The sequence below is a fragment of the Massilia genomosp. 1 genome, from assembly GCF_011682185.1.
Lineage (GTDB): Bacteria > Pseudomonadota > Gammaproteobacteria > Burkholderiales > Burkholderiaceae_D > Telluria_A > Telluria_A rubra.
In genome coordinates, this window is record NZ_WHJF01000098.1 from 1 (window position 1) to 25,200 (window position 25,200).

Sequence of the window (25,200 nt, forward strand, 5' to 3'; positions counted from 1 at the left end):
TGTTCACCCGCTTGACTGCCCGCTTACCTGCGTCCATTGCCATCTCCCTGGGATTCGTTTGTCACCAGGGATGCATTCTCCAGATCGCCATCGGGTCGCGCAATAACGCCGCTGAGCGACCGCTTACACATTGCATACCAAGCTGGCGCAGGCCGAACGCATCGACGATGAACTGGTGCTGGGCTACGACCAGCGCGAAAAATGCCGCTTGCGCGCGCGCCTGGCGTCCGGCGAGGAAGTGGCGCTGTTCATGGTGCGCGGCACGGTGCTGCGCGACGGCGAGCTCTTGACGGGAGCCGAAGGGCGCGTGGTGCGCGTTGTCGCCGCCAGCGAAGCGACCTACGTGGTCCGCTGCGGCACGCCGCTGATCATGGCGCGCTGCGCTTTTCATCTGGGGAACCGGCATACGCAGGCCCAGATCGGCGAGGGCTTCTTGCGCATCCGGGTCGATCCGGTGCTCAAGGAGATGGTGGAGGGCCTGGGCGCGCGCGTGGAGCAAGAGAACGCGCCGTTCGAGCCGGAAGCGGGGGCGTATGCAGGTGCAGGGCACAGCCACGGCCACGATGGCCATCCGCTGGCGCCCGTGCCGCTGCGCCAGAAGATCCACCGGCCGGGCGACCCGGCGTCGGCATGAACGCCAGCGCGCTGCTGCACTTGCTGCAGTTTGTCAGCCCGGCGCTGCCGATCGGCGGCTACAGCTATTCGCAAGGGCTGGAAGCGGCGTTCGACGCCGGCCTGGTGACGGACGCCGGCAGCGCCCGCGCGTGGATCGCGCGTCACCTCGACGAGGTGGTGGCGCAGTGGGATGCGCCGCTGTTCTGGCGCCTGCTCAAGGCCTTCGAGGCGCATGACGACGCCTCGGTGGCCTTGTGGAGCGAGCGTTTCCTGGCCTCGCGCGACAGTGCCGAGTTCCGCGCCGAGACCATCCAGATGGGCTACTCGCTCACGCGCCTGATCGCGGAGCTGGGCGTGGCCGACGTGGCCTCGCTCGGCCCCGAGGTGGCGCTGCCGACCGCCTTTGCCTGCGCGGTCGACGCCCTTGGCATACCGCACGAGGAAGCGCTGCTGGCCATGCTGTTCTCCTGGATTGAAAACCAGGTGCTGGTGTGCGTCAAGTCGGTGCCGCTGGGGCAGGTGGCGGGCCAGCGCATGCTGCTGTCGCTGCGCGCAAACATCGAACAAGCGGCGCGCCGCGCGCAAACGCTGGGCGACCAGGAGATGTCGAACTGGTCGCCCGGCCTGTCGATGCTGTCGATGCGGCACGAGGCGCAGCACGGCAGGTTGTACCGATCATGATTAACCAGGAAGAGAGACAGAAAATGACATCGAATCCCCTGCGGGTCGGCATCGGCGGCCCGGTTGGTTCCGGCAAGACCGCCTTGTGCGAAATGCTCTGCAAAAGCATGCGCGATGAATACGACATGGCGGTCATCACGAACGACATCTACACCCGCGAAGACATGGACATCCTGCTGCGCGCCGGCGCGCTGCCGGCCGAGCGCCTGATGGGCGTGGAAACCGGCGGCTGCCCGCACACCGCAATCCGCGAAGACGCCTCGATCAACCTGGAAGCCATCGCGCGCATGCAGGCCGATTTCCCCGGGCTGGACCTGATCCTGATCGAGTCCGGCGGCGACAACCTGGCCGCCACCTTCAGCCCCGAATTGTCGGACCTGACCCTGTACGTGATCGACGTGGCCGGCGGCGAGAAGATCCCGCGCAAGGGCGGTCCGGGCATCACGCGCTCGGATCTGCTGATCATCAACAAGACCGACCTGGCGCCGCACGTGGGGGCCGATCTCGCGGTCATGGCGCACGACGCGAAGCAGCAGCGCGGCGAGCGCCCCTTCATTTTCACCAACCTGCGCAGCGGCGAAGGCGTGGACGCCGTGGTGGCCTTTATCCGCGAACAGGGCCTGCTCGATGCCGGATGACTGGCCCGGCCAGGGCGGCGGCTTGTCTTGATGGGTCATTTCGACTATTATTGAATCATCAAAACGAGCCCGCATTGCGCGCGAATCCGCCATGACCATTACGATTTACCACAACGCGCGCTGCAGCAACTCGCGCCGCGCCCTTGAACTGGTCCAGGCCAGCGGCGTCGATCCGCAGATCATCGATTACCTCGTCGAGCCACCCACGCGCGCCGTGCTGAAAGAGCTGATCTCGCGTGCGGGCCTGGCGGTGCGCGACGCCATGCGCACCAAGGAGCGGGAATACGCCGACCTCGGATTGGCCGATGCCGCCGACGATGCCCTGCTGGACGCCATGGTGGCCCATCCGACCCTGATCAACCGCCCGTTCGTGGTCACGCCGCTGGGCGTGCGCCTGTGCCGTCCCGGCGATCTGGTGCGCGATATCTTGCCGCCGAAGGGGGCCTGAATGGACCTCAAGGACATGAGCCTGCCCAACCTGGGCGAAGCGCAGTTCGACCTGCCGACGCTGGACAAGCTGGCGCCGCCGGCGCCTTTCGATCATCCGCCGCGCATCCTGCTGCTGTACGGGTCCCTGCGCGAGCGCTCGTTCAGCCGCTTCCTGACCGAAGAAGCGGCGCGCATCCTGGCGCACATGGGCGCGGAAGTACGCATTTTCGACCCGCACGGCCTGCCGATGACCGACAGCGAAGCGCTCACCCATCCCAAGGTGGCCGAGCTGCGCGCCTTGTCGCTCTGGTCGGAAGGGCAGGTGTGGTGCAGCCCGGAGCGGCATGGCGCCATTACCTCGGTGATGAAAAACCAGATCGACTGGATTCCGCTGGAAGTCGGTTCCACCCGGCCGACCCAGGGACGCACCTTGGCGGTAATGCAGGTGTCGGGCGGTTCGCAGTCCTTCAATACCGTCAACACCCTGCGTTTGCTGGGGCGCTGGATGCGCATGGTGACGATACCGAACCAGTCGTCGGTGCCCAAGGCCTACGAGCAGTTCGACGAGGCGGGGCGCATGAAGCCATCGCCGTTTTACGACCGCGTGGTCGATGTGATGGAAGAGCTGTTCAAGTTCACCTTGCTGCTGCGCGAGCGCAGCGACTACCTGGTGGACCGCTACAGCGAACGTCGGGACGCCGCCCTGCGCAGCGTCTAAAGGTAGGGCCAGAAAGTCAGCGCGCCGATCAGCACCGCGCCGGCGGCGGCAATGAGCACGCCGCCGGCGCCGATGTCCTTGGCGTGCTTGACCGCGATGGCGTAGCCGGGCGAGACGACGTCGCACACGTATTCGACCGCCGTGTTGATGGTTTCGGCCACCCACACCGCCACCATGGCCGCGACCAGCCAGCGCCAGTCGGCGCTGCTGACATTGAAGTACAGCCCAAGGCCGACCACGATCACGCTGGCGGCCAGGTGCAGCCAGGCGTTGTGCTGGGTCTTGAGCATGAAGACAATGCCCGCGATGGCGTAGCCAAAGCTTTTGGAGCGGGCCGCCAGCGAAAAGCGCTGCGGCGTAGCGACGTTTTTGGTCTCGTTCATGGTGTATCCGTAGGTTTGATCAAGCGCCAGTCCTGCGCCTTGCCGGGCCGGCGCGCCGGCTTGGCCAGCCACGACGTGACCGCGGCAATGGCACCCAGCACAGCGGCCAGCAGGACGCAGCATGCCATTATCTGCCTCCCTGGACTTGTACGTGCAGGTTTGTGCGGCCGGCGAACGCGATACTCGCGCTGGCCTTGCCGCTGGCGTCGGCCGTGACGCTAACACCGTTGGCAAGGTACTGGCCGTGCGCCCGCAGGCCGACCAGGCCAATCACGTGGACGCCGTCGGCGTACAGCACCGCGCGCAAGCCATCGCCGTCGGCATGCGCGCTGGCGACCAGGATGTCGGGATACGCCAGCGCATCGAGCTGCGGCCCCGCCACCAGGGGCGGATCGCCGATCACCCGGCGAAAGCCATCGCGCGTGCCGGCCCGCGCCATCAACTCGACGCCGTGCGCCCAGACCGAGGCGCGCAAGCGGTGGATCACGCCATCCTTGAGCACACTCGGGCACTGCGCTTCCAGCGCGGCCATGCAGGCGTCGTAGACGGCGCTGTCGCCCAGTTCCGCCGCCGCCAGCGCGGTGGCGCTGTAGGCGCTGGCGCGCGAGAAACCGTAGTTGCCGGTGTCGATAGGCCAGAAGGCGCGGCGGCGCAAGGCGCCATCGGGTCCGAACAACTGGCGCCGCAGCAGCAGCCACTGGCGGCGCGCCAGGTCGGGGGCGACCACGTTCAGGAAGAAGCATGGCATCGCCAGCGGCATCGCGCCGCCGATGGCCGGCAGGGCCAGGCCGGTGCGCGCCGACTTGCATGGGACATACCGGCCGAAACCGTCGAGGAATTCGGCTTCCAGGTTGTGGCGGAAGTCGTGCGCGCGGGCGGGCCAGCGCTGCTCGCCATGCTGGGCGTCGAAGGCCATGATGGCGCTGGCGCCGATGGCGTTACACAGCGGGTAGACCCAATTCGGCTCGCAGGCGATCAGGTAGTAGGGCGAGGTCGTATATTCGTGTTCGAGGCGCCGCACCAGCGAGCCGGCATCGTGCGCGTAGCGTCGCCCCGATGGATGGGTGAGCGTAAAACGGCCGCTTTCGGAGAAATCGCGGCGCCCGGTGCTGGCACTGAACAGCGCCATTTGCAGCGCCACGAAGCCGGTGTACATGATGTTCTCGCGTGCGATCGGGTCCGGGTCGGCCCGCAGGTTGCCCCACAGGTTTTCCAGTCCCCAGTACGACCAGACCCGGTGCTGCGCCTGTTTGTCGAGCAGCGCGATCTGGGCCGCGTGCATGTAGCCGCGAAACGCCGGCGTGTAGCGCGCTTGCGTGAGCGCCACGCCGTAGGCGAGAAAGTTCAACTGGTAGCGCGTGGCGGCAGTCTGGAACTGGTCGATTTTTTCGAAGCCGTTGAACTGGTCGAGCGCTTGCAGGGCGCGGTCGAGGGCAAAGCGCAGGCGCCGCAGGTGATCGAGCGACATTTCGGGCGCATCGCCGGTGTCGGGAGCGGCGTTGAAAATGTGGCGCAAGCGCTCCGATTGACCGGCAAGGTAAGCGTTGTCGATCTTGCGCTGGCGGCGCGCGAGGGCGAAGCGGGCGGCCATGGCGAGGGCCAGTGTCACGAAAGCGAGGGCCAGTGCGGAGAACACCATGTCGATGGTCGCTGCCCGCAGCGCGCCGTGGCGCATGGTGGCCGCGCCCGCGGCCATGCCCAGCCAGGCCACGGGCGGCGCGAGGATATTGCCGGTGCCGAACCAGAGCAGCAGCGCGAAGGCGAAGGTGGTCATGCCGGCCGCGGCCGCGAGCAGGTGCCCGACGCCGCTGGCGGTACAGATGTCGGCATGGGCGAGAAAGCCGCCGCCGGGCAGGATCAGGCCCATGCCCAGGATGCGCAGCTGGTCCTGGTGCGTCAGCAACAGCAAGGCCATTCCTGCGCCGAGCATCAGCAGATAGAGAAGGAACAGGCGTTGGTAAGGTGGCAGGGGAACGATATCGGTGTCGTGAGAGCTCATTCCTGCCGGCCGGTCGGATAAAGCATCATTTTACTTGAAATGCCGCAAGTAAATTTGTTGCCGCCCAGGATTGGATGAGTTTGAAGGCATTGGCATGGCTACCATGTGCCATCGAAGCTGCCATCATAGAATTCGCCATTGCCCTTGACCAATATCGAACACCAGGGCATGTGTCGCGACAATGCCAGCAGCGCCGGGCGTGAAAAATTGTCTCCGTCCCGGGCGATGCACATATGCGCTAATTGCGTCATCGGCGCCAGTCGGTCCAGGCCGGACTGGTTAATCGAGGTGCCGTGAATCTGCAGATCGACCAGATTGTCGAGCTTGAGCAGGTACACGATGCAGTCGTTGGTGAGCTGATCATTTTCCTTCAGCCGCAGGCTGGTCAGGCGTGGCAGGGCGGCAAGGTGCGCCAGGCCCTGGTTGCTGATATGCGTCCACTGCAGGTTCAGGTCCTCAATGCTTTTCGCTTTCGCGAGGCAGGCAAGCCCGGCATCGTTGAGCTTGGTACCGCTAAAGCACGCAGAGCGCAGGTGGCTTAGCTCGCACAGCTTCTCCAGCTCGTCCATGCGAGCGATATCGCGTGTTCCGGCGAAAGTAAAATGGCGGATAGACCGGTCGAACCATGCACCGTCGATATTGATCATGCGTACTCTCCGCAGTTGCGCGCACACATGGTTGAACGTGAGAAATGTAAGCTGAATGTCATATTGGGCAAGGATAAGCGCAGACCGGAGTCACGCGCAAGCGGCCGTTCTTGCGGCAGCCGATATCGAACACCTCACTGATGTCGGCCTTATATATCCAAACGGAAATTAAATGTATTTACCCCCGCGCTTTTAATTTACAATAGAAGATCACTGCAACGGTAGTTTTTCATTGGAAACACCCGCTTGCATTGTTTCTGATTGTTAGCGGAGTCAAGTAATGAATTTTCAAGACGGCCCTTTCGCAGGAGGGCTTGAGACAGTTTTCCTGACGCCAACGATCAGCCTCCGTTCAGGCGTCCCGGAGACCTTGCCGGCATTGCAATACTGGCGCGAGCGCCTCAAGCTGCAGGCGCGAGCGCTGATGCACCGGCGCGTCACCGCCCAGTGGTTGCGCGTGCTCAATGCGCATCCGGTCTTTTGCGACCTGGTGCGCGATTCGCCGAAGCTGCTGTACAAAATCTATCGCCCCTACATGAGCAATGTGCTGTGCGCCGAAGCGCGCCTGCGCGTGTTGGCGACGCATTATGGCTTTGTGTTCAGCCGTGGAATGGGGCCGCTGATCGTCGCGGCCGCACGCGCTGGCGTAGTGCTTGGATCGGTCGAGGGCAAAACCGGCACGACGTATGAGCTGCAACTGCGCGCCGTGTGTACCATGGAACGCGAAGGCGAACTGGTGTTGCAGTTGTGCGACGGCGGCACGCCGGTGTTTTCGCTGGCGTTCACCTTTGCGGAAGAAGAAGGGCAGCAGATCGTGTGCATCGGCTGCATCCAGGGTCCGAAGGGTAGCGACGGGCTCGAAGCGATCCGCACGGCAACGCGCGAGTTGCACGGCGCGCGGCCCAAGCATTTGCTGGTGACCCTGGTGCGGCAGTTGGGCCATGCTGTCGGATGCAATCGCGTGCGGCTGGTTGGCAATGCAAACCGGGTCGTACACGGTGCGATTCGCCGTGGCAAGGTCATGGCCGACTACGACCAGATGTGGAACGAGCTGGGAGCCGAGCGGCGCGCCGATGGCGATTATACGATTGCCTGCGAGCCGGTGCCGGAACCGGACATGGAGCAAATCCAGTCGAAAAAGCGCTCCGAAGCGCGCAAGCGGCATGCGGTGGTGCTGGAACTGGCCGATGCGCTGGTGGCCAGCCTGGGCAAGCCGCTCAATCCTTGATCCAGCTCAAACCGGGGTCTGACCCTAATGCCGGTAAAAAACCGTCATTCCCGCGTAGGCGGGAATCCAAGGCACCGTCGCTCAACTAAGATGCCTTGGATTCCCGCCTACGCGGGAATGACGGGTCTTAAGTTAACGCCATTAGGGTCTGACCCCGGTTTGAGGCGGATCAAGTCAGGGACGCTGGTGGCGCCAGTCGCAAGATGCGCGCCCTGCATCGTCCGTGTCAGCCGGGCGCGGCGTGGAAGCTGCCGTGCAGCGCGACCGAATTGGCGAGGCGGACATCGTCCAGGCCGGCGCCGCGCCTACCCTCCGCCACGTCCGGTGTGTAGGGCGCAATACCATCGGTGTAGCCCGCGAGGTTTTTGATCTGCGCGATTGCCGCTGCATCGCCCTCGAATGCCTGCGCCATTTCCTCGGCGTAGTCGAGCGGGTCGCCCATGAACATGATCTCGAGCGGATTCATGGTCAAATACGGAAGCGGCAGGGCGTTGAGCGCAACCATCGCGTTTTGCCAATATGCCTTGCCCAATGCCGGATCGCCGGCGATCGCTTCGAAGTGCGGCAGCGCTTGCGACATGTTTTCAATCGCCTCGGCGACGGTGGTGCATGGCAAGCCGACTTCGATTGCTTCCTCGTCCTCGTCCTCATCTTCATCGAGCTCGACCGTCACCATCTGGAGATCGTCCGCCTTGAAGCAGAAAAACCAGGGGATGGGGATCGCGTAGGATGCTTCGGCCACCTCCGCATAGCTGTTTCCCGGCTTGTCCAGATCACGGGCCAGCGCAAACGGGTTGCTGGTCAGGACTGAGGTGTTTAACAGGACTGCGCGGTTCGACATGGGGTGCTTTCTGGTAACAGGAATGAGTCTGACAGTTTATGTTGCCGAGGTCGCACTTGCAACACGCGCGGGCGCCGCCGGGCAACCCGCCCAACTGGTGCCTGCCGGAATGTGCTCGCCCTTCATCACCAGGGTCAGCGGGCCGAGGCGGGCGTTGTCGCCGATTTTGGCGCTGTAGAGCACGGCACTGCGCGGCCCCATCGTGACCTTGCTGCCGATCTCGACATGATCAATCTTCATCACGCGGTCTTCGAACAGGTGGGTCTGCGGGCAGGCGAACGCGTTGAGCTCGCTGTAGTCGCCGATCGAGACGCAGTCGAACTCGGTGATATCGGTGGTGTCCAGATACACGCCGCGCCCCATCTTGCATCCCAATAAGCGGAACGCGACCGGCAGCCACGGCGTGCCGCGCAGATAGCGCATGAAGTTCGGTACGGCAATGCCTTCGTACAGATTGGTCACGCCTTCCGACAGCCACACGAACGGCGTCCACATCGGCGCCGAGCGCTTGCGGTAGTGGCCCAGCAGCAGCCATTTGAGCGTGAGCACGAACACGAAGTTGCCGATGCCGTACACCAGGCCGGCCAGCGCCAGGTCGGCGATCACCTCGCCCCACAGCCCGGCGGCCGCGGTCGGCATGACGTCGAGCACCACCGTGTAGCCGACCGCAATCACCAGCGCGTGCGGCGCCACGATACGGAAAGTTTCCACCAGGGTGCGCCCGACGCGGCGCAGCGCCGATGGCCGGTAGGTCAGCCATTCGGGATAGCCGCTGACCTGCTCGCGCGCCGGCAAGTGGATCGCCGGCGAACCGAGCCAGGTGTCGCCGCTGGCCATGCGCGCGTTGTCCGGCGCATGGGTGTGTACGCCGACCAGCACGCGTTCCGGCAAGATGGTTCCATCGGGAATGTAACTGCCGTTGCCGACAAAGCTGCGGTGCGACACCACGGTCGCCTGCATGGTCATCCAGCCGCCGTCGATGTGTTCGTCGCCAAGCATGACGGCGTCGGCGATGAAGGTTTCGTCGCCCAGGGTCAGCATGTCGGGCACCACGCCGAGGGCGGTCGAAATCTCGGCATCGCGCCCGACCTTGGCGCCCAGCAGGCGATACCAGAAGGGCGCGAACACGGTTGCATAAATGCCGTGCAGGACGTTCAGGCTGGATTCCTGGATATGGCTCACCAGCCACTTTGCGCAATAGATATTGCTGTGGACGGCGGAGCGGCCCGGTTTCAGGCGCGGCAAGCCGCCCCAGCGGATCGCGGCCGAGACCAGCGCGGTCAGCACGATCAGCACGGCGGAAGCCGGAAACGCCAGCAGGAAATAGCGCACCAGTTGGGTCATGACCTGATTGCCTTGCAGCCAGGGCATGACTTCCATTTCATCGAGCCAGTCGATCAAGACAAAACTCGGGAACACCGGCATGAAGAACACCGTGGTCACCAGCAAGATGCCGAACACGAAGAAGACCGCTTCGCCCGCCAGGCGCGCAGGGCTGACCTTCGGTCGCGGCGGCAGGGTCGACACGAACGGCCCCTGGTCGCGCGCGGGCGAGCCGCCCCACACGCGCGCTTGCGGCACGCTGGCGCCATCGGCCAGGGCGGCCTGGCCTTCGAGGTGGCCGAGCGCGCCGACCGAGGTGTTGCCTTCCATGACGGCGTAGGACGATACCGAGGCGTTTTCGCCAAGCGCAATGGCGCCCAGCAGCAGGCGGCCGCGATCGACGCGGGCGTTTTCGAGGTTCACGGCGTTGCCGATGCTCACGCCATCGGCGATGTCGAGCAAGTCCGGCACGCGCAGGGTCATGGAGCCGACCAGCACTTCGCTACCGACCCGTGCGCCAAGCGCGCGCAGCCACCAGACGTACAGCGAGGAGCCGCTGAGCAGGTACACCGGGGCCGACTCGACCAGGCGGTCGGCCAGCCACCAGCGGTAATAGGTCCAGCCCCACAGCGGGTAAGACCCGGCCTTGAGGCGCCCGGCGATGAGCCATTTGCCGGCGACCGCGATGACGAATTCCATCACGGTGGCGAACAGGAACACGCCGATCGAGGCCGCCACCGCGCGCGCCACCGAGTCGCCCGGTTCTCCGGTGAAAAAGTGATACGTGAAGAAGGGCGCCAGCCACTGCGCCATGCGCAGGGTGACCAGCGGCGGAATGGCCAGCGCCTGGCCGGCAGCGCAGATCCAGCGCCGGGTGGCGGACGGCGCCGTCCAGTCCGGCTCGGCGGCGCCGGCGGCCGGCGCATCCATCAGGGCGATGGCGATCTTGCCGATCTGGCGTTGCTGATAGATGTCGCGCACGGTGACGTGGGCAAACGCCGGATCGGCGCGCAAGGCCGAGGCCAGCCGCGCGGCGAACAGGGAATGGCCGCCCAGGTCGGTAAAAAAGTCGGCTTCGCGCCGGATCGGCTGGCCCGGGAACAGGCCGGCCAGGGCCTTGAACAGGGCTGCTTCGGCCGGGGTTTCCGGCTGGTCCGAGCCATCGGCGGCGGCCAGGGTGGCCAGCGGCATGGCCTTGAGCGCCTTGCGGTCGATCTTGCCCGACGTTAAGCGTGGCATCAGTGGCAAGATCTCGTAGCGGCTCGGGACCATATAGGCCGGCAAATGCTCTCCCAGCGCGCGGCGCAGGGCAGGGCTCGATACCGACTCGTCGCTGGCGCCGGCGGCGGCCACCACGTAAGCGACCAGCTGGTCGATGCCGTCGTCCTTGCGCAGCAGCACGGCCACCGTGCCCACCCCCGCTTGCTGGGCCAGCACCGCTTCGATTTCGCCCAATTCGACGCGGAAACCACGGATTTTCACCTGGTCGTCGGTGCGGCCGAGGCACTGCACTTCGCCGTCGGCGTCGATGCGCGCCAGGTCGCCGGTACGGTACAGGCGCGCGTCGTGCGCGCCGCTGGCCCAGGGGTTGGCCAGGAATTTTTCATCGGTCAGGTCGGGCCGGCCGAGGTAGCCGGCGGCCAGGCCCGGGCCGGTGATGCACAATTCGCCCGTGGCGCCGCGCGGTTGCAGCGCCAGCATCGGGCTTTCAGTGCCGATCACCAGCAGGCCGTAGTTGGGCAAGGGGGTGCCGATGGTGATCGTGCGCCCCGGCTCCAGGCGCGCCAGGCTGCACGAGACGGTCGCCTCGGTCGGTCCGTAGGTGTTAAAGATCTGGCGGCCGGGCGCGGCCCAGCGCTCGACCACGGATTCGGGGCACATTTCGCCCCCCAGATTAATCAGGCGCAAGCCGGGTACGTCTTCGGCGAACAGGGCCAGCAGGGTCGGCACGGCGTGCAACACGGTCACGCGGTTGGCGGACAGCATGCGCGGCAAGGTTTCCGGGTCGCCGGCAATTTCCTTGGGGCCAATCCAGAGCGTGGCGCCGACCAGGTAGGAAATCCAGATTTCCTCGAACGACATGTCGAAGGCCACCGAAAAGCCCTGGTACACGCGGTCCTCGGCGCGCACGCCCAGCACCGCGTTTTCGCTGCGCAAGAAGTGGCAGATGCTGCGCTGGGTAATCAATATGCCTTTCGGCTTGCCGGTCGAGCCCGAGGTGTAGATGACGTAGGCGGGCACGTCGGGCGAGACCTCGCCACGGCGCTGCAGCCGTTCGCCGTCCGCCAGCGGGGCCAGCAAGTCTTCGGCGCACCAGGCGGCGCTGGCGCCGCCGGCCAGTTGCCCGGCAAAGGCGGCGCTGGTGACCACGCCCACGGCGCTGGCGTCGTCCACGCAGACGGCGAGGCGCTCGACCGGCGTATCCTGGTCGACCGGCAGCCAGGCGGCGCCGGCCTTGGCGATGGCAGCTTGCGCAACCAGCAATTCGATGCCGCGCATCATCCACAGGCCGACAATATGGCCGGGACGCACGCCCAGGCCGATCAGGCGCGAGGCGCCAATATCGGCCAGCCGGTCCAGTTCGGCGTAGCTCAGGCGGCGTTCCTGGTAGATCAGCGCAAGCTGGTCGGGCGCGCGGCGGGCGCTCGCTTCGAGCAGGTCGGCCAGGATTTCGTGTTTCAGCAGGGAGGGTTCGGCCGGCCCGTACAAAATGTCGGGATGGGCGGCGACAGGAGCGTCGGAAAGCGAAGTTAATTCGAGCATTTATACCACGTGGTTGAGACGGCGCGGAGGGACCTCGGCGCCAAACGTCAAGATATAACATTTCGCAGGCGCCGTGTTACCGCACGGCTCTTTAATCAGGGAAAATTAAGAATGGCCGCGACACCCGGGTGATCCGACGGGTACAATTGCCGCACGTAAATAATATGGGCGAGACTGCCGTGGGAATTTTTGACATCTTCAACACCAAGCCGACCCCGGCCAAATTTGCCACCTTGATGACCGACACGGCCAGAAGGCGCGGCATGACGCAGCCGATCCGCTTCGATGCGGCGGCGTTCAGCCTCACCATCGGCACCGACAACGCCCTGGTGCTCAACTTGCACAACGCATACAACGATTACTGCCGGGCCGGCAAGGGCGAACGTGACCAGGTCCTTGCCAGCTATAGCGCCGCGCTGTCGCAGCCGGTCATGCCGCCCACGTTCGCCCTGGCCAGGCACGGCTTGATGCCGATCCTGCGCAGCCGCGCGATGCCCGAGGTGCTGCGCCTGACGCAGTTGGCCGACAACGACAACAAGCACAACGCGCAGGCGGTGCTCCCGTTCAGCGAGGATGCGGTGCTCATGCTGGCCTACGACACCGAGCATACGGTCCAGCCGATCGACCTGGCCACCCTGAGGCAGTGGGGCGTGAGCGTCGAGGAATGCCTGGCGGTGGCGCTGGACAATCTGCGCGAGCGCAGCGTGGACAGCTTCGACGAGGTGGTGCCGGGCGTGTTTGTCAGCGCCTGGAACGATTCGTACGACACCTCGCGCCTGCTGCTGCCGGACATCGTACACCGCTTGAACCTGGGCGCCGATCCGGTGATGATGATACCCACGCGCGCACGCCTGATCGCCACCTCGTCCAGTAATCCGGCCGGGATGCTGGCGATGGCCGAACTGGCGCAGCGCTATGCGGACCAGGAGGGACGGCAGGTGTCGGCGCTGATGTACCGTTTTCACAAGGGCCGCGCGGTGCAGTATGTTCCCGAGGAACCGGTGGCCGGCAACCTCAAGGCGCTGTGGTCGCAGTCGATGGCGTCCGACTACGCCGGGCAGAAACAGCTGCTCGAAAAATTCCATGAACGTAAAGGCATCGATATCTTTGTCGCCAGTTTCCAGGTGATGCAACGCCCCGATCAAAGCGTGCTGACCATGAGCGTCTGGACCGAGGGCGTGTCGAGCTTGCTGCCGAAAACCGACATCGTGGCGCTGATCCGGCTCGATGGCAGTGGACAGCTGCTCGACACGATGATGCTGCCATGGGATGAGCTGGCAGACAAGACCAGCGCACTGAAACTGCTCGACGCCGGCTACCCGCCGCGTTATCGGACGACCGAGTTTCCGCCCAAGGCCGTGCGCGACACGCTGGCGGCCATCGCGCTGTAAGCACGCCGCAGCGCCAGCGCCAGGTTAAGCAGCAGCGCGCCGGCCGAGGCGAACATCGCCCCGGCGGCAGGACGCGCCAGCTGCGCCGGCCACCAGCAGGCCGCCAGCAGCAGGGCCAGGGCGGCCGCGTGCAGCCAGAACTGGCGCTGCGCCGCGCTGTCGGTGATGAGCGTCTTGATGGCCGGCGCGCGCTGGCCATCGGCGGCGCGCTCCTGCAGCTCGCGCCAGACCAGGAACGGCACGATCTTGTACAGCATGCCATTGATGGTCGAGTACAAAAAACCGACCAGCATCAGCACGCCCATGGCCAGGGTGCGGCCGTCGCCCGCCAGCTGCGACGGCAGCACCCACAGCGCCGCGCAGGCGAGCATGCTGGCCATCGCCAGGCGCCAGAACAGGGTCATGGCGTCGGCCTGCGGACGCTTGCGGCGCGCCAGCAGGCGCAGGGTCGCCAGCGTGAACACGGCGTAGGCGCCAAGAACCAGCGCGCCGGCCAGCGTGTCGATCCAGGCCAGGCGTGCGCGCAGCGCCGCAGCGCTCACGCTCCACAGCACCAGCAGCAAAAAGATCGCCACGCCGAGCACCTGCGCCAGCCGCTTGTGGTACAGCGGCGTGACCTGGAACATCGGCACCACCTGGAACGAGACACCGACCAGCAGCAGCCCGGCCCACCCGAACACACCCCACAGCGCATGCAGGTCGGTGACCAGCACCAGCGGCAGCGGCGTGGCCGCTCCCGGCCAGGCAAAGGCGCATGCCAGCAGCGCGCCGAGGCACACCGTGAGCACCAGGCTGCCGAGCGCCAGCCGGACGGTGGCCGTCATCGGGAGCGCGCCCGGCGGCGGCATCTGCCACAAGGCGACCGTGAGTGCGCCGACCAGCCACGCAAAGCCCGGCAGCAGCAGGACCAGCGCGAGCCGGAACAGCCAGGGCTGGGTGATCAGGAAGGCGCAGCACAAGGCCGCCGTGCCGCCCGCCAGCAGCGCATGCACGCCGGGCGCCAGCATGCGCGCGCGCGGCAGCGCGACGCCGGCCACCACCAGCAGGAGCTGGATCAAGGCGCCGGCCATGCTCATGCCCAGGGTGCCGAGGGTGAGCAGGTGGGTCAGCGCCAGCGTGGCGGGCGACCAGCGCGAAAGCAGCGCCGGCGCGCCCTGCCATAGCAGCAGCGCGGCGGCCAGCATTGCGCACACCGGGGTGGTGAGAAAGTAGCGCAGCACCGCGCCGAGCGGCGCCGATTGTTCGAGCGAGAGGGTGCGCTGCATGCGTCAGGCGAGCGGCACGCGGCGCCAGATGCGCACTTCGTACAGGTAGTCGGGCAGCGCGGAGGTGGCGTGGCCATAGCCGTTGTGCGCCAGGATGCGGTACAGCGGGCGCGGCTCGCGTTCGATCAGCATGCACAGGTGATCGCCCTCGGGCAGGCGGTCGAGCGCGTCGAGCACGCGTTCCAGCGGTTCGGGCGGCTCCAGGCCGCGCACGTCGATGTGGTGGGTTTGCGCGGTTGGCGCGGCGGCGTTCATGCGGCGCTGGCCATCTGGTCCATCGCCCCGAACGCCTGCATGGCCGCCACCAGCTTGTGGCAGCTTGGCGCCAGCACCCGCTCGATCATCGGATAGAGCACGCCTTCTTCCTTTTCGCTGTGCTGGTACAAGACGATGCCCAGCGTGTCGGCATGATTGAGGAACGCTTCGGTATCGCGCTCGCGCAGCGCATTCGACAAGCGCTGCGCCACGCCGCGGATGCGCAGGTGCTCGCTGCGCATGGCGGCGGTGGGGGCGCTGGCGGCGCCGATGGCGTTTTCGAACGCCGGAAAAACGATCCGCTCCTCGATCAGCAGATGCCGTTCGAGCGCGTGGCAGAAGGCGGCGAAGCAGTTGCCGGCCTCGCGCCACAGGCCCTTGCGCACAGCGCGGCGCGCGTCTGCGAACAGTGCGTCGCAGCGCACATGGTCGGCTTCGAGATAGCTTCCGATTGTGTCCATCGTGGTCTCCTGCTGTTTATGCATGGCGCCATTGTCGCCGCTTCGCAGTCTGGAAATCCTTGATGCAGGTCAAAGATTTCCGGACTGCCCCCGGGCTACAGTGCAGTCCCCACCTTACGACGAATGAACATGATGTCAAATTCTTCCGACGGCGCCGCGCCGCTCGAACTGGTGTGCCCTGCCGGCAGCCTGCCGGCCCTCAAGGCGGCCGTGGACAACGGCGCCGACTGCGTCTACCTGGGTTTTCGCGACGCGACCAACGCCCGCAATTTTGCGGGCCTGAACTTCGACGAAGCGGCCATCGAGCAGGGCATCGCCTACAGCCATGCGCGTGGGCGCAAGGTGCTGCTGGCGCTCAACACCTACCCGCAGCCGTCCGCCGGTGCCCTGTGGCGGCGCGCCATCGACCGCGCCGCCGGCGCCGGCATCGACGCCATCATCCTGGCCGACCCGGGCCTGATGCGCTACGCCGCCGAGCGCTATCCGGCGCTGCGGCTGCACCTGTCGGTGCAGGGTTCGGCCACCAATTACGAGGCCATCAATTTTTTCCATCGCCACTTCGGCATTGCCCGCGCCGTGCTGCCGCGCGTGCTGTCGGTGGGGCAGGTGGAGCAGGTTGTACGCAATACGCCGGTGGAAATTGAAGTCTTCGGCTTCGGCAGCCTGTGCGTGATGGTCGAAGGGCGCTGCGCGCTGTCGTCCTACGCCACCGGCGAATCGCCCAATACCCACGGCGTGTGCTCGCCGGCCAAGGCGGTGCGCTGGCAGCAAACGCCGGCCGGGCTGGAGGCGCGCCTGAGCGGCGTTCTGATCGACCGCTACGCCGATGGCGAGCAGGCCAACTATCCAACCCTGTGCAAGGGCCGTTTCGACGTCGCCGGCGAGCAGTTTTACGCGATCGAGGAGCCGGCCAGCTTGAATACCCTGGAACTGCTGCCGCAGCTGATCGAGCTGGGCGTCTCCGCCATCAAGATCGAAGGGCGCCAGCGCAGTCCCGCGTACGTGGCGCAGGTAACGCGCGTCTGGCGCGAGGCGATCGACCAGTACCGCGCCAGTCCGATGCGTTTTTCGGCCAGGCAGGCGTGGATGGCGGATCTGAACAAGGTGGCCGAGGGGCAGCAGCATACGCTGGGCGCCTACCACCGCTCATGGAAATAGGGGAGGCAGCATGATGAAACTGGCCCTCGGCCCGGTGTTGTACTACTGGCCGCGCGATACGATGATGGCGTTCTACGACACGGTGGCGGCAAGCCCGGTCGATATCGTCTACCTTGGCGAAACGGTGTGCTCGCGCCGCCATGAGCTGCGCCTGCCCGACTGGCTGTCGCTGGCCGCCATGCTGGCCGACGCCGGCAAGGAAGTGGTGCTGTCGACCCAGGCGCTGCTCGAGTCAAGCAGCGACCTGACCAACCTGCGCAAGCTCACCTCGAACGGGCGCTTTGCGATCGAAGCGAACGACATCGGCGCCGTACACTGCCTCGACGGCGGCGTGCCGTTCGTGGCCGGCCCGCACCTGAACCTGTACAACGAAGACAGCGTGGCGCTGATGGCGCAACTGGGCGCGCGGCGCTGGGTCATGCCGCTCGAAATGGGGCGCGCCGCGCTGGCGGCGATGCAGCAAAGCCGGCCGAAGGGGCTCGAGACCGAGGTATTCGCGTATGGCCGCATGCCGCTGGCGTTTTCGGCGCGCTGCTTTACGGCGCGCCACCGCAACCTGGGCAAGGACGATTGCCAGTTCAGCTGCATGGCCCATCCAGACGGGCTGGAACTGTACACGCGCGACGCCGACACCTTTTTGATCCTCAACGGCACCCAGATCCAGTCGCACCTGGTGTACAACCTGCTGGGCGAGCTGGCGGTATTGGCGTCGATGGGCGTGGACGTGCTGCGCATCAGTCCACAGGCGCAGCATACCGAGGCCGTGCTCGCGCTGTTCGACCGCGCGCGCCGGGGCCAGGTCGACGCGGGCCAAGCGCTGGCCGGGCTGGCCCCGTTGATGCCGGCGGCGGCGTGCGACGGCTACTGGCACGGCAAGCCGGGCATGGCGTTCGACAAGCGGGAGGCGGCATGAAGCAGCACGTTTACCCGGCTGTTCCGGCCCCGCTGGCCGGTTTGTTGGCCCGCTTGCCGCGTTTTCCCGGCTCGCTGCTGTTTGCCGCCGGCTTGAGCCGCGTGCTCGGGCCGCAGCTGCCCGGCGACGTGCGCGCCGCGCTGGAGGGGCGCTCGATCAGCATCGGCGTGCTTGACGCCGGCGTGCGCTTCGATCTGAGCTGGCGCGGATCGCGCTTCGTGGCCCTGGCGGCCTAGCCGGCGCCGGACTTGTCGATCGGGGCCAGCGCGCGCGATTTTTTGCTGCTGGCGCAGCGGCGCGAAGATCCGGACACCCTGTTTTTTGCACGTCGCTTGAGCATGGAGGGCGACACCGAACTGGGGCTGCTGGTGAAGAACACGCTCGACGCGATTGACGTTGCGCTGTTCGATCCGGAGCGTTTGCTGCCGGCGCGTTGGTGCCGGGGTTCTGCCGTGTAAAGGAGGTCGATGATGGGTACCGACAGGGCGGCGCTGCCGCTGGTGTATTCGTGTTCAGGGTGTTCGAGCGCGGCGCAGATGGCCAATTACCTGGCGCTGGCGCTCGATCGCAGTCGAGAGGCTGAAATGTCGTGCATCGCCGGCGTGGGCGGCGGCGTGGCGCCGCTGGTCAAGCTGGCGCGCTCGGGCCGGCCGGTGCTGGCGATCGACGGCTGTCCGCTCGCATGCGCGCGCCAGTGCCTGGCGCAGCATGGGGTGGTGCCGGACAAGCATGTGCTGCTTAGTGAACTTGGGGTGCGCAAGAAGATGCATGCGGATTTTGACAAGGCACACGCCGATCAATTGGCCGCGCAGTTGCACACCGATGCCAAGGTTTTAGGACGACACCCGTAGATTCGTCGTTCCCGCGAAGGCGGGAACCGATACCACCTCTGCTCAGACGTGCTATGGATCCCCGCCTTCGCGGGGACGACGGATCGTAAGTGATTGGAACTTGCCCGCTGGTTTACGCGGGCCGCAGTACGAAGGTATCGAAGCGCGCGCCAATGCGTTGCAGTGCCGCTTCGCCCATGACAGCACCCGCCGTCGCGTTCAGGCCGGCATCGGCGCAACCCTGCGCGCGGAAGGTCTGGATTGCGTAATTACGCACGCCGGCGCCGGCCAGCGTTTCCGCCAGGTCTTCAAGCTCGGCTTCCGACAGCAAGGCCGGATGCAGGGTGGTCCTGCACTCATGCGCCACGCCGCTGTCGACGATCATCTCGAGGCAGGCCCGCGCCGGCGCGCCGCTGTCGGACACGCCGGTCACGCGCGGGTAAGCCGCGAACGGCGCCTTGATATCGAATCCCACCCAATCGAGCAGCGGCAGCACCGCCTTCAACTGGCGCGGATAAATGCACGCGGTGTGCAGCCCGACCGCAAGCCCCATCTGGCGCACGGCCGCCATCGCGAACGGCAGGGCCGGGTCCATGGTCGGCTCGCCGCCGCTGAAGACCACGCCATCGAGCAAGCCGGCGCGGCGCACCAGCAGGGCCATGACGTCGGCCCAGACCAGCGCTCCGCGCTGGCGCGGCTGCAAGTGCGGATTGTGGCAGTAGCCGCAGCGCCACGGGCATCCCTGGATGAACACCGCGGCCGCCAGCTTGCCGGGGAAATCGGTTGCGGTAAAGGCGGTGACACCGCCCACCCGCAGCGCGCCGGCGCCCACGCTAGCTGCGCGCCGCAACGGCGCGTTCGGTGAACCAGGTACGCTCGTGGAACTCGCCCTTCTTGCCGGTATTGAAGGACGATACGGGACGGTGATAACCCATCACGCGGGTCCAGACTTCGCAGGGCTGGCGCTCGGCATCGGTCAAGGTGATGGTTTGGGGTGCGAAAAATACGGCTTGGCTCAGGTCTGACATGGATAGCTCCTTTAGTGGTTACGCAACGTGTTCATGCAAGTTCGCGTTGCTTGCGCGCGATCAGGTCCAGATCGCATTTGGGACAAAACGGGTGGCTGCCCCCCAGGTAACCGTGCTTGGGGCAGATCGAAAACGTTGGCGTGACGGTGATGTACGGCAGGCCGAAGCGGCTGAGGGCGCGCTTGACCAGCTGGCGGCAGGCGTCGGCGGAGGATAGCGGCTCGCTCATGTACAGGTGCAGCACGGTGCCGCCGGTGTACTTGCGCTGCAGTGGGTCCTGCCGCTCCAGCGCCTCGAACGGGTCGTCGGTAAAGCCGACCGGCAGTTGCGAGGAGTTGGTGTAGTAGGGCATGGCGTCGGTGCCGGCCTGCAGGATGTCCGGATGGCGCTTGCGGTCCTCGCGTGCGAAGCGGTAGGTGGTGCCTTCGGCGGGTGTGGCTTCGAGGTTGTACATATGGCCGGTCTGGTCCTGGAACTCCAGCATGCGCGCGCGCACATGGTCCAGCAGGCGCAGGGCGAAGGCGTGGCCCCAGTCGGTGGAGATATCGTGCTCGCCCCAGGTGAAATTGCGGATCATCTCATTGACGCCGTTCACGCCCAGGGTCGAGAAGTGATTGCGCAAGGTGCCCAGGTAGCGCTTGGTGTACGGGAACAAGCCATTGTCCATGTGGCGCTGGATGACCTTGCGCTTGATCTCCAGGCTGTCGCGGCCCAGGTCCAGCAGGCGGTCGAGCGCGTCGAGCAAGCCTTCTTCGTCGTCCGCATGCAGGTAGCCCAGGCGCGCGCAGTTGATCGTCACCACCCCGAGCGAGCCGGTTTGCTCGGCCGATCCGAACAAGCCGTTACCGCGCTTGAGCAGTTCGCGCAGGTCCAGTTGCAGGCGGCAGCACATCGAGCGGATCATGTTCGGCTTCAGTTCCGAATTGAGGAAGTTCTGGAAGTAGGGCAGGCCGTAGCGCGCCGTCATCTCGAACAGCAGTTCCGCGTTCGGGCTGTTCCACGCAAAGTCCTCGGTGATGTTGTAGGTCGGGATCGGGAAGGTGAACACGCGGCCCTTGGCGTCGCCGGTCATCATGATCTCGATGTAGGCGCGGTTGATCATGTCCATCTCGACCTGCAGGTCGCCGTAGGTGAACGGCATGTCGGCGCCGGCGATGTGCGGCACCTGCTCGCGCAGGTCTTCCGGGCACACCCAGTCGAAGGTCAGGTTGGTGAAGGGCGTCTGCGTGCCCCAGCGCGACGGCACGTTCAGGTTGTAGATCAGCTCCTGGATGTACTGCTTGACGCTCTCGTAACTGAGCCCGTCGACCCGCACGTAGGGCGCCATGTAGGTGTCGAAAGAGCTGAACGCCTGGGCGCCGGCCCATTCGTTTTGCAAAGTTCCGAGGAAGTTGACGATCTGGCCGATGGCGCTCGACATGTGTTTCGGCGGCGCCGATTCGATCTTGCCAGGCACGCCGTTCAAGCCTTCGTGCAGCAGCGTGCGCAGCGACCAGCCGGCGCAGTAACCGGCCAGCATGTCGAGGTCGTGGATATGCAGGTCGGCGTTGCGGTGGGCGGCGCCCACGGCGGGCGGATACACGTGATCGAGCCAGTAGTTGGCGATCACCTTGCCCGACACATTGAGAATCAGCCCGCCCAGCGAGTAGCCCTGGTTGGCGTTGGCGTTGACCCGCCAGTCGCGCTGTTCCAGGTATTCGTTCATCGACGCTTCGACGTCGATCAGGCTTTTGCGGTCGCGCCGCAGGCCGTGGTGCTGCTCGCGATAGACCACGAAGGCGCGCAGGGTGGCGCGGTGGCCGGCGTCGAACAGGGCCGTCTCCACCGCATCCTGGACTTGCTCGACGCCGGGGGTGTCGATGCCCAGTGCGGACAGCGCGGGCAGGACCGCGTTCCAGGTCAGCAGATGGGCGGCGTCGGCGTCGAACTCGCCGCTGGCCAGCGCGGCGCGCTCCAGGGCCGAGGCGATGCGGGTGGCGTCGAACGGCTTGACGGCGCCGTCGCGCTTGCGGATGTGGGTGGGGAAGTGAAGCGGTGGAATAATCATTTGCTCTCCATGAGGCACAAGATGTAGTGCATGGAGAGAGGTTAAATACTATATGTAGTGTGGTCAACGGAGTTTTTGAGCGCTTGTAAAATCCTTGATCCAGGTTGGTTTTTGACGGCCGTGGCGCCTATTTGAGCGCCAGCCGGATTTGCGCGACAAAGGCCGGATCGGGCAGCGGACTCAGTTGCGTGCTTGCGGCCAGCAATTTGCCGCTGGCGTCGAGCAGGCAGACGCGTGTGGTGTGATTGATTTCGCCGTTGGAGACGGCGCGGTACTTGACCTGCAACGCGCCGGCCAAGGCGCGCGTATGGGTTTCGTTGGCGGCCACCGCCAGGCGGAAGATGGCGGGATCGAGCTTGTGCGATTTTGCCAGTCCGGCCAACGAGTCGGGCGTGTCGTACAGCGGGTCGAGGCTGACCATCAGCACCGCCAGCCGTCCGGGCGCGGGTTTGAGCAGTTCGACCGTGCGGCGCAGGTTTTCGATGATGACCGGGCAGGCCGCGTTGCAGTCGCCGTAAAACATGGTCACCAGCAGCGGCCGGCCGGCCAGCGCGCGCCAGTCGAACTGGCGCCCCAGGCTATCCTTGAGCGGGACCGACAGGCGGTACAGCGAGTCGGGCGGCAGCGCATCGGCGTGCGCCAGCGGGGCCGCGATGAAGCTGGCGGCAAGGACGCTCGCGCGCAGCAGCGCGCGGCGCATCGGATTGAAGGTGTTCATGGAGAGTCTTTCGGTGTGGGTGCATCGGTGGCCGCGCCGCGTGCGCAGCGAAAGCCCAGGTAGCCGCCATCCTGCGCGCCTTCCATCGCCGCCAGCAGCGCAATGCGCATCAGCACCGCGTAGTTGCGGCGGTCGCCCAGCGACAGCGCCGCGCCGCCACAGTAATCGAGCTGCTTGCGCGGGTCCTGGGTGCGGCTGTCGGCGCTGACGAACAGCGCGCTGTAATCTTCGACCCATTCCCACACCAGGCCGTGCATGTCGTACAGGCCGTGATAGTCCGGCGGATTGGCGCGTACCCGTCCGGGCGGCGTGCTGGCCGGATGGGCGTACCAGTTGAGGATGTGCTCCAGCCATTGCGGGTCGTCGCGGGCGTCGGCGCGGGTGGCGTCGGCCGCTGCGGCGTATTCCCATTCGTGCCAGCGCGGCAGGCGCGCGCCCTCGCTGGCGCAAAAGGCGTTCGCCGCGTGCCAGCTGACGTTGGTGACCGGCGCATCCGGCGCCAGCGCGCCGTGATCCGCAGGGCCGCGCCACGCGGCCAGATACGTGGGCGCGGCCAGCACGGCCGGCGCCTGGCCGCGCTGCCACTCGGGATGCGCGAGCACGAAGTCGCGGAATTCGGCGTTGCTGACCAGCGCCGTGCGCATCGAAAACGGCGCCACGATGGCCGGCGCCTCCTTGCCGTCGGCCGGCATGACGGAACGCAGCTCGCCGCCGGGCAGCGCCGCGTACTGGCCGGCTGCGGCGGCGCCGCACAACATCGCCGCGCAGGCGAAGGTGGTCAGGTGACGTTTCATCGCGCGTTCAATTGGCTTTGACCTGGCGCATCTGCTTGACCTGGGCCGGCGTGATGACGGCTTTGCCGCCGTTCATGTCGGTGCTGACGTAGTTGATGACGGCGGCGACATCGTCGTCATCGAGGTCCTGCGGCGGCATGACCGAGTTGTAATGCTCGCCGTTGACGACCAGCTCCCCACTGCGGCCGTGCAGCACGATATGCGCCATTTCGTAAGGCCGCTCCTGGAAGAAGTCCGAGTTGGCCAGCGGCGGGAATACCCCCGGAACGCCTTTGCCGTCCGCCAGATGGCAGGCCGCGCAGGTGTTGTCATACACCGCCTTGCCGCGCACGCGCTGCGCGCTGGTGGCTGCGGGCACCGGTGGCGCCTTGGCCGCAACGGCGGGCGGCTTGGCGCCGTTCAGCGCTGTCTTGATGCCCTTGCCGTAAATATCGAGCCGCTCGGGACCGCTGATCGCCATCAAACCGACCGCGCCCTTGTTGAAGGCGCGCGTGAGCGAGTGGTCCACCAGGGTCAGGTTGCCGGGTACTTTGGGGACGAATTCGACGATGGTCGAGCCTCCGGCCGGCACCAGCGTGGTCTGGACGTTTTCCTGGAAGCGCGAGCCGCCGTCGGCGAAGACCTTGTCGAAAATGGCGCCGATGATGTGGAAGCTCGATACCGTGTTCGGTCCGCCCACGCCGAAGAACATGCGCACCTTGTCGCCCGCCTTGGCGGCGAGCGCGCCCTGGCCGGTGAGTGCGCCGTCGGCGCCGTTGAACAACACGTAGGTGGGGCGCTCGTCGATGGCCTTTTGCAGGTCGAAGCCTTGCAGGCCGGGAGCGCGGTAGGCGCCGGTGGTGTAGAAGTCACCCTGCATGACGTAGTATTCCTTGTCGACCTTGGCCATGCCTTCCTTGGGTTCGACCAGGATCATGCCGTACATGCCGTTGGCGACGTGCATGCCGACCGGGGCGGTGGCGCAGTGGTAGACGTACAGGCCGGGGGCCAGCGCCTTGAAGGTGAAGCTGGCTTGATTGCCCGGGGCGATCAGGGTTTGCGCAGCGCCGCCACCGGGACCGGTGACGGCGTGCAGGTCGATATTGTGGGGCAGCTTGTTGCCGGAGAGGTTTTGCAGCTTGAGTTCGACCGTGTCGCCTTCGCGCACGCGGATCATTTTGCCGGGGACGGTGCCGCCGAAGGTCCAGAAGGTGTAGCGCGTGCCGGGTGCGATTTCGCGCTCGATTTCCTCGACGGTCAGGTTGACGACCACGCGCGCCGGCGTCTTGCGCGTGATTTGCGGCGGCAGCGCGGGCGGCGCGAGCAGTTCCTGATGGATGACCGGCAGCGCCGCTTCGGCGGCCTGGGCGTGCAGCGAGAAGAGGGCGGAAGCGGTGGCGAGGCAGGTGCCGGCGAGACGGAGAGGAAGCGAGCGCATGATAAGACCTTTTCTTTTTCTGTTGGACGTTGCGAAAGGCAGCCGTCAACAGCATGCTAAGGTTTGCGTTCGGGAAATTCCTTGATGTAGGTTGTATTTCCGGGCATTCTGACGGTTCGATGGCACGACCACGTGTTTCCGATTGCTGCCGATTTAAGAACGGTGTGCTGCGGCGGCGATGGAATGGTCTATATCACCGACATGAATGGATAGGTGTGGGCCGGTAGGGGAACGACTTGGGCTTGCGTAGCCGAAGCCGACATTGCGGCCGGCTATAATCACGTCGATTCCGCCTGGTTCAACGACAGGCTGTATTTGAGCGGTATGGAAAGATTGTGGGCCTTGGACCGCGTAGAAAAACGTCTGATGCCTATGCAGGATGTCGAACCCGATGCGCTGAATGCGACCAATGGCGGGCGCGTGGATACCGGTCCTGACGGCCGCTTTGCGCTGACAGCCGGGCCATTGGGCGCATGTCTCAGTGACGGCAATGGATAACGCCGGCTGTTCAGTGCCTTCGATTTCCTTTAACTAGTGTAGTGTTGCATTCTGTTTGCCGCTTAAGCGGCTGTTGGCGCGAATTACCTTTTGCAGGATATCGCGCGCAGTTGCTGTCCAAATAAATGGCTTCGGATTGGCATTGTGGTGCGCGACATAT

The 25,200-nt window shown here is 65.7% G+C and carries 25 protein-coding genes and 2 pseudogenes; 11 read left to right on the top strand and 16 right to left on the bottom strand.

The window, feature by feature from the left end; genetic code table 11:
* The first annotated feature begins 130 nt into the window (after positions 1 to 130).
* From ureE to arsH, 5 genes are all read left to right on the top strand, one after another.
* Positions 131 to 634 carry an urease accessory protein UreE gene (ureE, locus tag F1735_RS26470; RefSeq protein WP_167239717.1) on the top strand — a complete coding sequence of 168 codons (504 nt, stop codon included), beginning with the start codon at positions 131 to 133 and terminating at the stop codon, positions 632 to 634.
* The gene (locus F1735_RS26475; RefSeq protein WP_167239718.1) at positions 631 to 1,296 is read left to right on the top strand and encodes an urease accessory protein UreF; all 666 of its coding nucleotides are present in this window, start codon (positions 631 to 633) and stop codon (positions 1,294 to 1,296) included. The genes ureE and F1735_RS26475 overlap by 4 nt, the downstream gene beginning before the upstream one ends.
* 23 nt (positions 1,297 to 1,319) lie before the next feature.
* Positions 1,320 to 1,934 carry an urease accessory protein UreG gene (gene ureG, locus F1735_RS26480; RefSeq protein WP_167239719.1) on the top strand — a complete coding sequence of 205 codons (615 nt, stop codon included), beginning with the start codon at positions 1,320 to 1,322 and terminating at the stop codon, positions 1,932 to 1,934.
* A gap of 91 nt (positions 1,935 to 2,025) precedes the next feature.
* Positions 2,026 to 2,382: an arsenate reductase (glutaredoxin) gene (gene arsC / locus F1735_RS26485; RefSeq protein WP_167239720.1), complete on the top strand. Its 357-nt coding sequence runs from the start codon at positions 2,026 to 2,028 to the stop codon at positions 2,380 to 2,382.
* 15 nt (positions 2,383 to 2,397) lie between these two features.
* Positions 2,398 to 3,081: an arsenical resistance protein ArsH gene (gene arsH / locus F1735_RS26490; protein ID WP_167239737.1), complete on the top strand. Its 684-nt coding sequence runs from the start codon at positions 2,398 to 2,400 to the stop codon at positions 3,079 to 3,081.
* On the opposite strand, the gene F1735_RS26495 is transcribed toward arsH, so the two are convergent.
* The 4 genes from F1735_RS26495 to F1735_RS26505 form a co-directional block, all read right to left on the bottom strand.
* Positions 3,078 to 3,464 (bottom strand): diacylglycerol kinase family protein, encoded by a 387-nt coding sequence (locus F1735_RS26495; protein ID WP_166884570.1) that lies wholly within the window; start codon positions 3,462 to 3,464, stop codon positions 3,078 to 3,080. The genes arsH and F1735_RS26495 overlap by 4 nt on opposite strands.
* Positions 3,461 to 3,592: a hypothetical protein gene (locus tag F1735_RS37540; RefSeq protein WP_267876701.1), complete on the bottom strand. Its 132-nt coding sequence runs from the start codon at positions 3,590 to 3,592 to the stop codon at positions 3,461 to 3,463. The genes F1735_RS26495 and F1735_RS37540 overlap by 4 nt, the downstream gene beginning before the upstream one ends.
* A complete protein-coding gene (locus F1735_RS26500; RefSeq protein WP_167239721.1) occupies positions 3,592 to 5,463 on the bottom strand; it encodes a linalool dehydratase/isomerase domain-containing protein in 1,872 nt (623 codons plus the stop codon). Before F1735_RS26500 ends, F1735_RS37540 begins: the two co-directional genes overlap by 1 nt.
* 98 nt (positions 5,464 to 5,561) lie before the next feature.
* Entirely contained in the window at positions 5,562 to 6,110 is a 549-nt protein-coding gene (locus F1735_RS26505) for a hypothetical protein (protein ID WP_167239722.1), read from the bottom strand.
* A gap of 370 nt (positions 6,111 to 6,480) precedes the next feature.
* On the opposite strand from F1735_RS26505, the gene F1735_RS26510 reads away from it, so the two are divergent.
* Positions 6,481 to 7,338: a VirK/YbjX family protein gene (locus F1735_RS26510; RefSeq protein WP_167239723.1), complete on the top strand. Its 858-nt coding sequence runs from the start codon at positions 6,481 to 6,483 to the stop codon at positions 7,336 to 7,338.
* 226 nt (positions 7,339 to 7,564) lie between these two features.
* On the opposite strand, the gene F1735_RS26515 is transcribed toward F1735_RS26510, so the two are convergent.
* Both F1735_RS26515 and F1735_RS26520 read right to left on the bottom strand, forming a co-directional pair.
* A complete protein-coding gene (locus F1735_RS26515; RefSeq protein WP_167239724.1) occupies positions 7,565 to 8,179 on the bottom strand; it encodes a hypothetical protein in 615 nt (204 codons plus the stop codon).
* Positions 8,180 to 8,215: 36 nt separating this feature from the next.
* Positions 8,216 to 12,265, bottom strand: coding sequence for a Pls/PosA family non-ribosomal peptide synthetase (locus tag F1735_RS26520; RefSeq protein ID WP_167239725.1), 4,050 nt, complete (start codon positions 12,263 to 12,265; stop codon positions 8,216 to 8,218).
* A gap of 179 nt (positions 12,266 to 12,444) precedes the next feature.
* On the opposite strand from F1735_RS26520, the gene F1735_RS26525 reads away from it, so the two are divergent.
* On the top strand, positions 12,445 to 13,656 hold the full coding sequence (locus F1735_RS26525) for a DUF1444 family protein (protein WP_167239726.1): 1,212 nt from the start codon (positions 12,445 to 12,447) through the stop codon (positions 13,654 to 13,656).
* Here the strand turns inward: F1735_RS26525 and F1735_RS26530 are convergent.
* From F1735_RS26530 to F1735_RS26540, 3 genes are read right to left on the bottom strand one after another with little or no spacing between them, the layout of a single operon-like run.
* The gene (locus tag F1735_RS26530) at positions 13,593 to 14,921 is read right to left on the bottom strand and encodes a permease (protein WP_167239727.1); all 1,329 of its coding nucleotides are present in this window, start codon (positions 14,919 to 14,921) and stop codon (positions 13,593 to 13,595) included. The genes F1735_RS26525 and F1735_RS26530 overlap by 64 nt on opposite strands.
* Positions 14,922 to 14,924: 3 nt before the next feature.
* The gene (locus F1735_RS26535; RefSeq protein ID WP_167239728.1) at positions 14,925 to 15,176 is read right to left on the bottom strand and encodes a DUF2249 domain-containing protein; all 252 of its coding nucleotides are present in this window, start codon (positions 15,174 to 15,176) and stop codon (positions 14,925 to 14,927) included.
* On the bottom strand, positions 15,173 to 15,637 hold the full coding sequence (locus F1735_RS26540; RefSeq protein WP_167239729.1) for a hemerythrin domain-containing protein: 465 nt from the start codon (positions 15,635 to 15,637) through the stop codon (positions 15,173 to 15,175). Before F1735_RS26540 ends, F1735_RS26535 begins: the two co-directional genes overlap by 4 nt.
* Positions 15,638 to 15,769: 132 nt before the next feature.
* On the opposite strand from F1735_RS26540, the gene ubiU reads away from it, so the two are divergent.
* The 4 genes and pseudogenes from ubiU (at position 15,770) to F1735_RS26560 (ending at position 18,559) form a co-directional block, all read left to right on the top strand.
* Positions 15,770 to 16,795, top strand: a complete 1,026-nt coding sequence (gene ubiU, locus F1735_RS26545; RefSeq protein WP_445081577.1) for a ubiquinone anaerobic biosynthesis protein UbiU — start codon at positions 15,770 to 15,772, stop codon at positions 16,793 to 16,795.
* Between the two features lie 10 nt (positions 16,796 to 16,805).
* Entirely contained in the window at positions 16,806 to 17,708 is a 903-nt protein-coding gene (gene ubiV / locus F1735_RS26550; RefSeq protein ID WP_373888584.1) for a ubiquinone anaerobic biosynthesis protein UbiV, read from the top strand.
* A pseudogene (ubiT, locus tag F1735_RS26555) lies at positions 17,705 to 18,166 on the top strand (ubiquinone anaerobic biosynthesis accessory factor UbiT). Before ubiV ends, ubiT begins: the two are co-directional and overlap by 4 nt.
* Positions 18,167 to 18,178: 12 nt before the next feature.
* Positions 18,179 to 18,559 (top strand): putative zinc-binding protein, encoded by a 381-nt coding sequence (locus F1735_RS26560; RefSeq protein ID WP_167239732.1) that lies wholly within the window; start codon positions 18,179 to 18,181, stop codon positions 18,557 to 18,559.
* Between the two features lie 112 nt (positions 18,560 to 18,671).
* On the opposite strand, the gene F1735_RS26565 is transcribed toward F1735_RS26560, so the two are convergent.
* From F1735_RS26565 to F1735_RS36840, 7 genes and pseudogenes are all read right to left on the bottom strand, one after another.
* Positions 18,672 to 19,388: an anaerobic ribonucleoside-triphosphate reductase activating protein gene (locus F1735_RS26565; protein ID WP_187364368.1), complete on the bottom strand. Its 717-nt coding sequence runs from the start codon at positions 19,386 to 19,388 to the stop codon at positions 18,672 to 18,674.
* Entirely contained in the window at positions 19,372 to 19,566 is a 195-nt protein-coding gene (gene nrdD, locus F1735_RS37545; protein WP_167223376.1) for an anaerobic ribonucleoside-triphosphate reductase, read from the bottom strand. Before nrdD ends, F1735_RS26565 begins: the two co-directional genes overlap by 17 nt.
* A 31-nt stretch (positions 19,567 to 19,597) precedes the next feature.
* Positions 19,598 to 21,613 carry a ribonucleoside triphosphate reductase gene (locus tag F1735_RS26575; protein WP_167239733.1) on the bottom strand — a complete coding sequence of 672 codons (2,016 nt, stop codon included), beginning with the start codon at positions 21,611 to 21,613 and terminating at the stop codon, positions 19,598 to 19,600.
* Between the two features lie 127 nt (positions 21,614 to 21,740).
* The gene (locus F1735_RS26580; protein WP_167239734.1) at positions 21,741 to 22,331 is read right to left on the bottom strand and encodes an SCO family protein; all 591 of its coding nucleotides are present in this window, start codon (positions 22,329 to 22,331) and stop codon (positions 21,741 to 21,743) included.
* A complete protein-coding gene (locus tag F1735_RS26585; RefSeq protein ID WP_167239735.1) occupies positions 22,328 to 23,125 on the bottom strand; it encodes a formylglycine-generating enzyme family protein in 798 nt (265 codons plus the stop codon). Before F1735_RS26585 ends, F1735_RS26580 begins: the two co-directional genes overlap by 4 nt.
* A 7-nt stretch (positions 23,126 to 23,132) precedes the next feature.
* A complete protein-coding gene (gene nirK / locus F1735_RS26590) occupies positions 23,133 to 24,542 on the bottom strand; it encodes a copper-containing nitrite reductase (RefSeq protein WP_167239736.1) in 1,410 nt (469 codons plus the stop codon).
* Between the two features lie 531 nt (positions 24,543 to 25,073).
* A pseudogene (locus tag F1735_RS36840) lies at positions 25,074 to 25,200 on the bottom strand (IS630 family transposase); the annotation flags it as partial.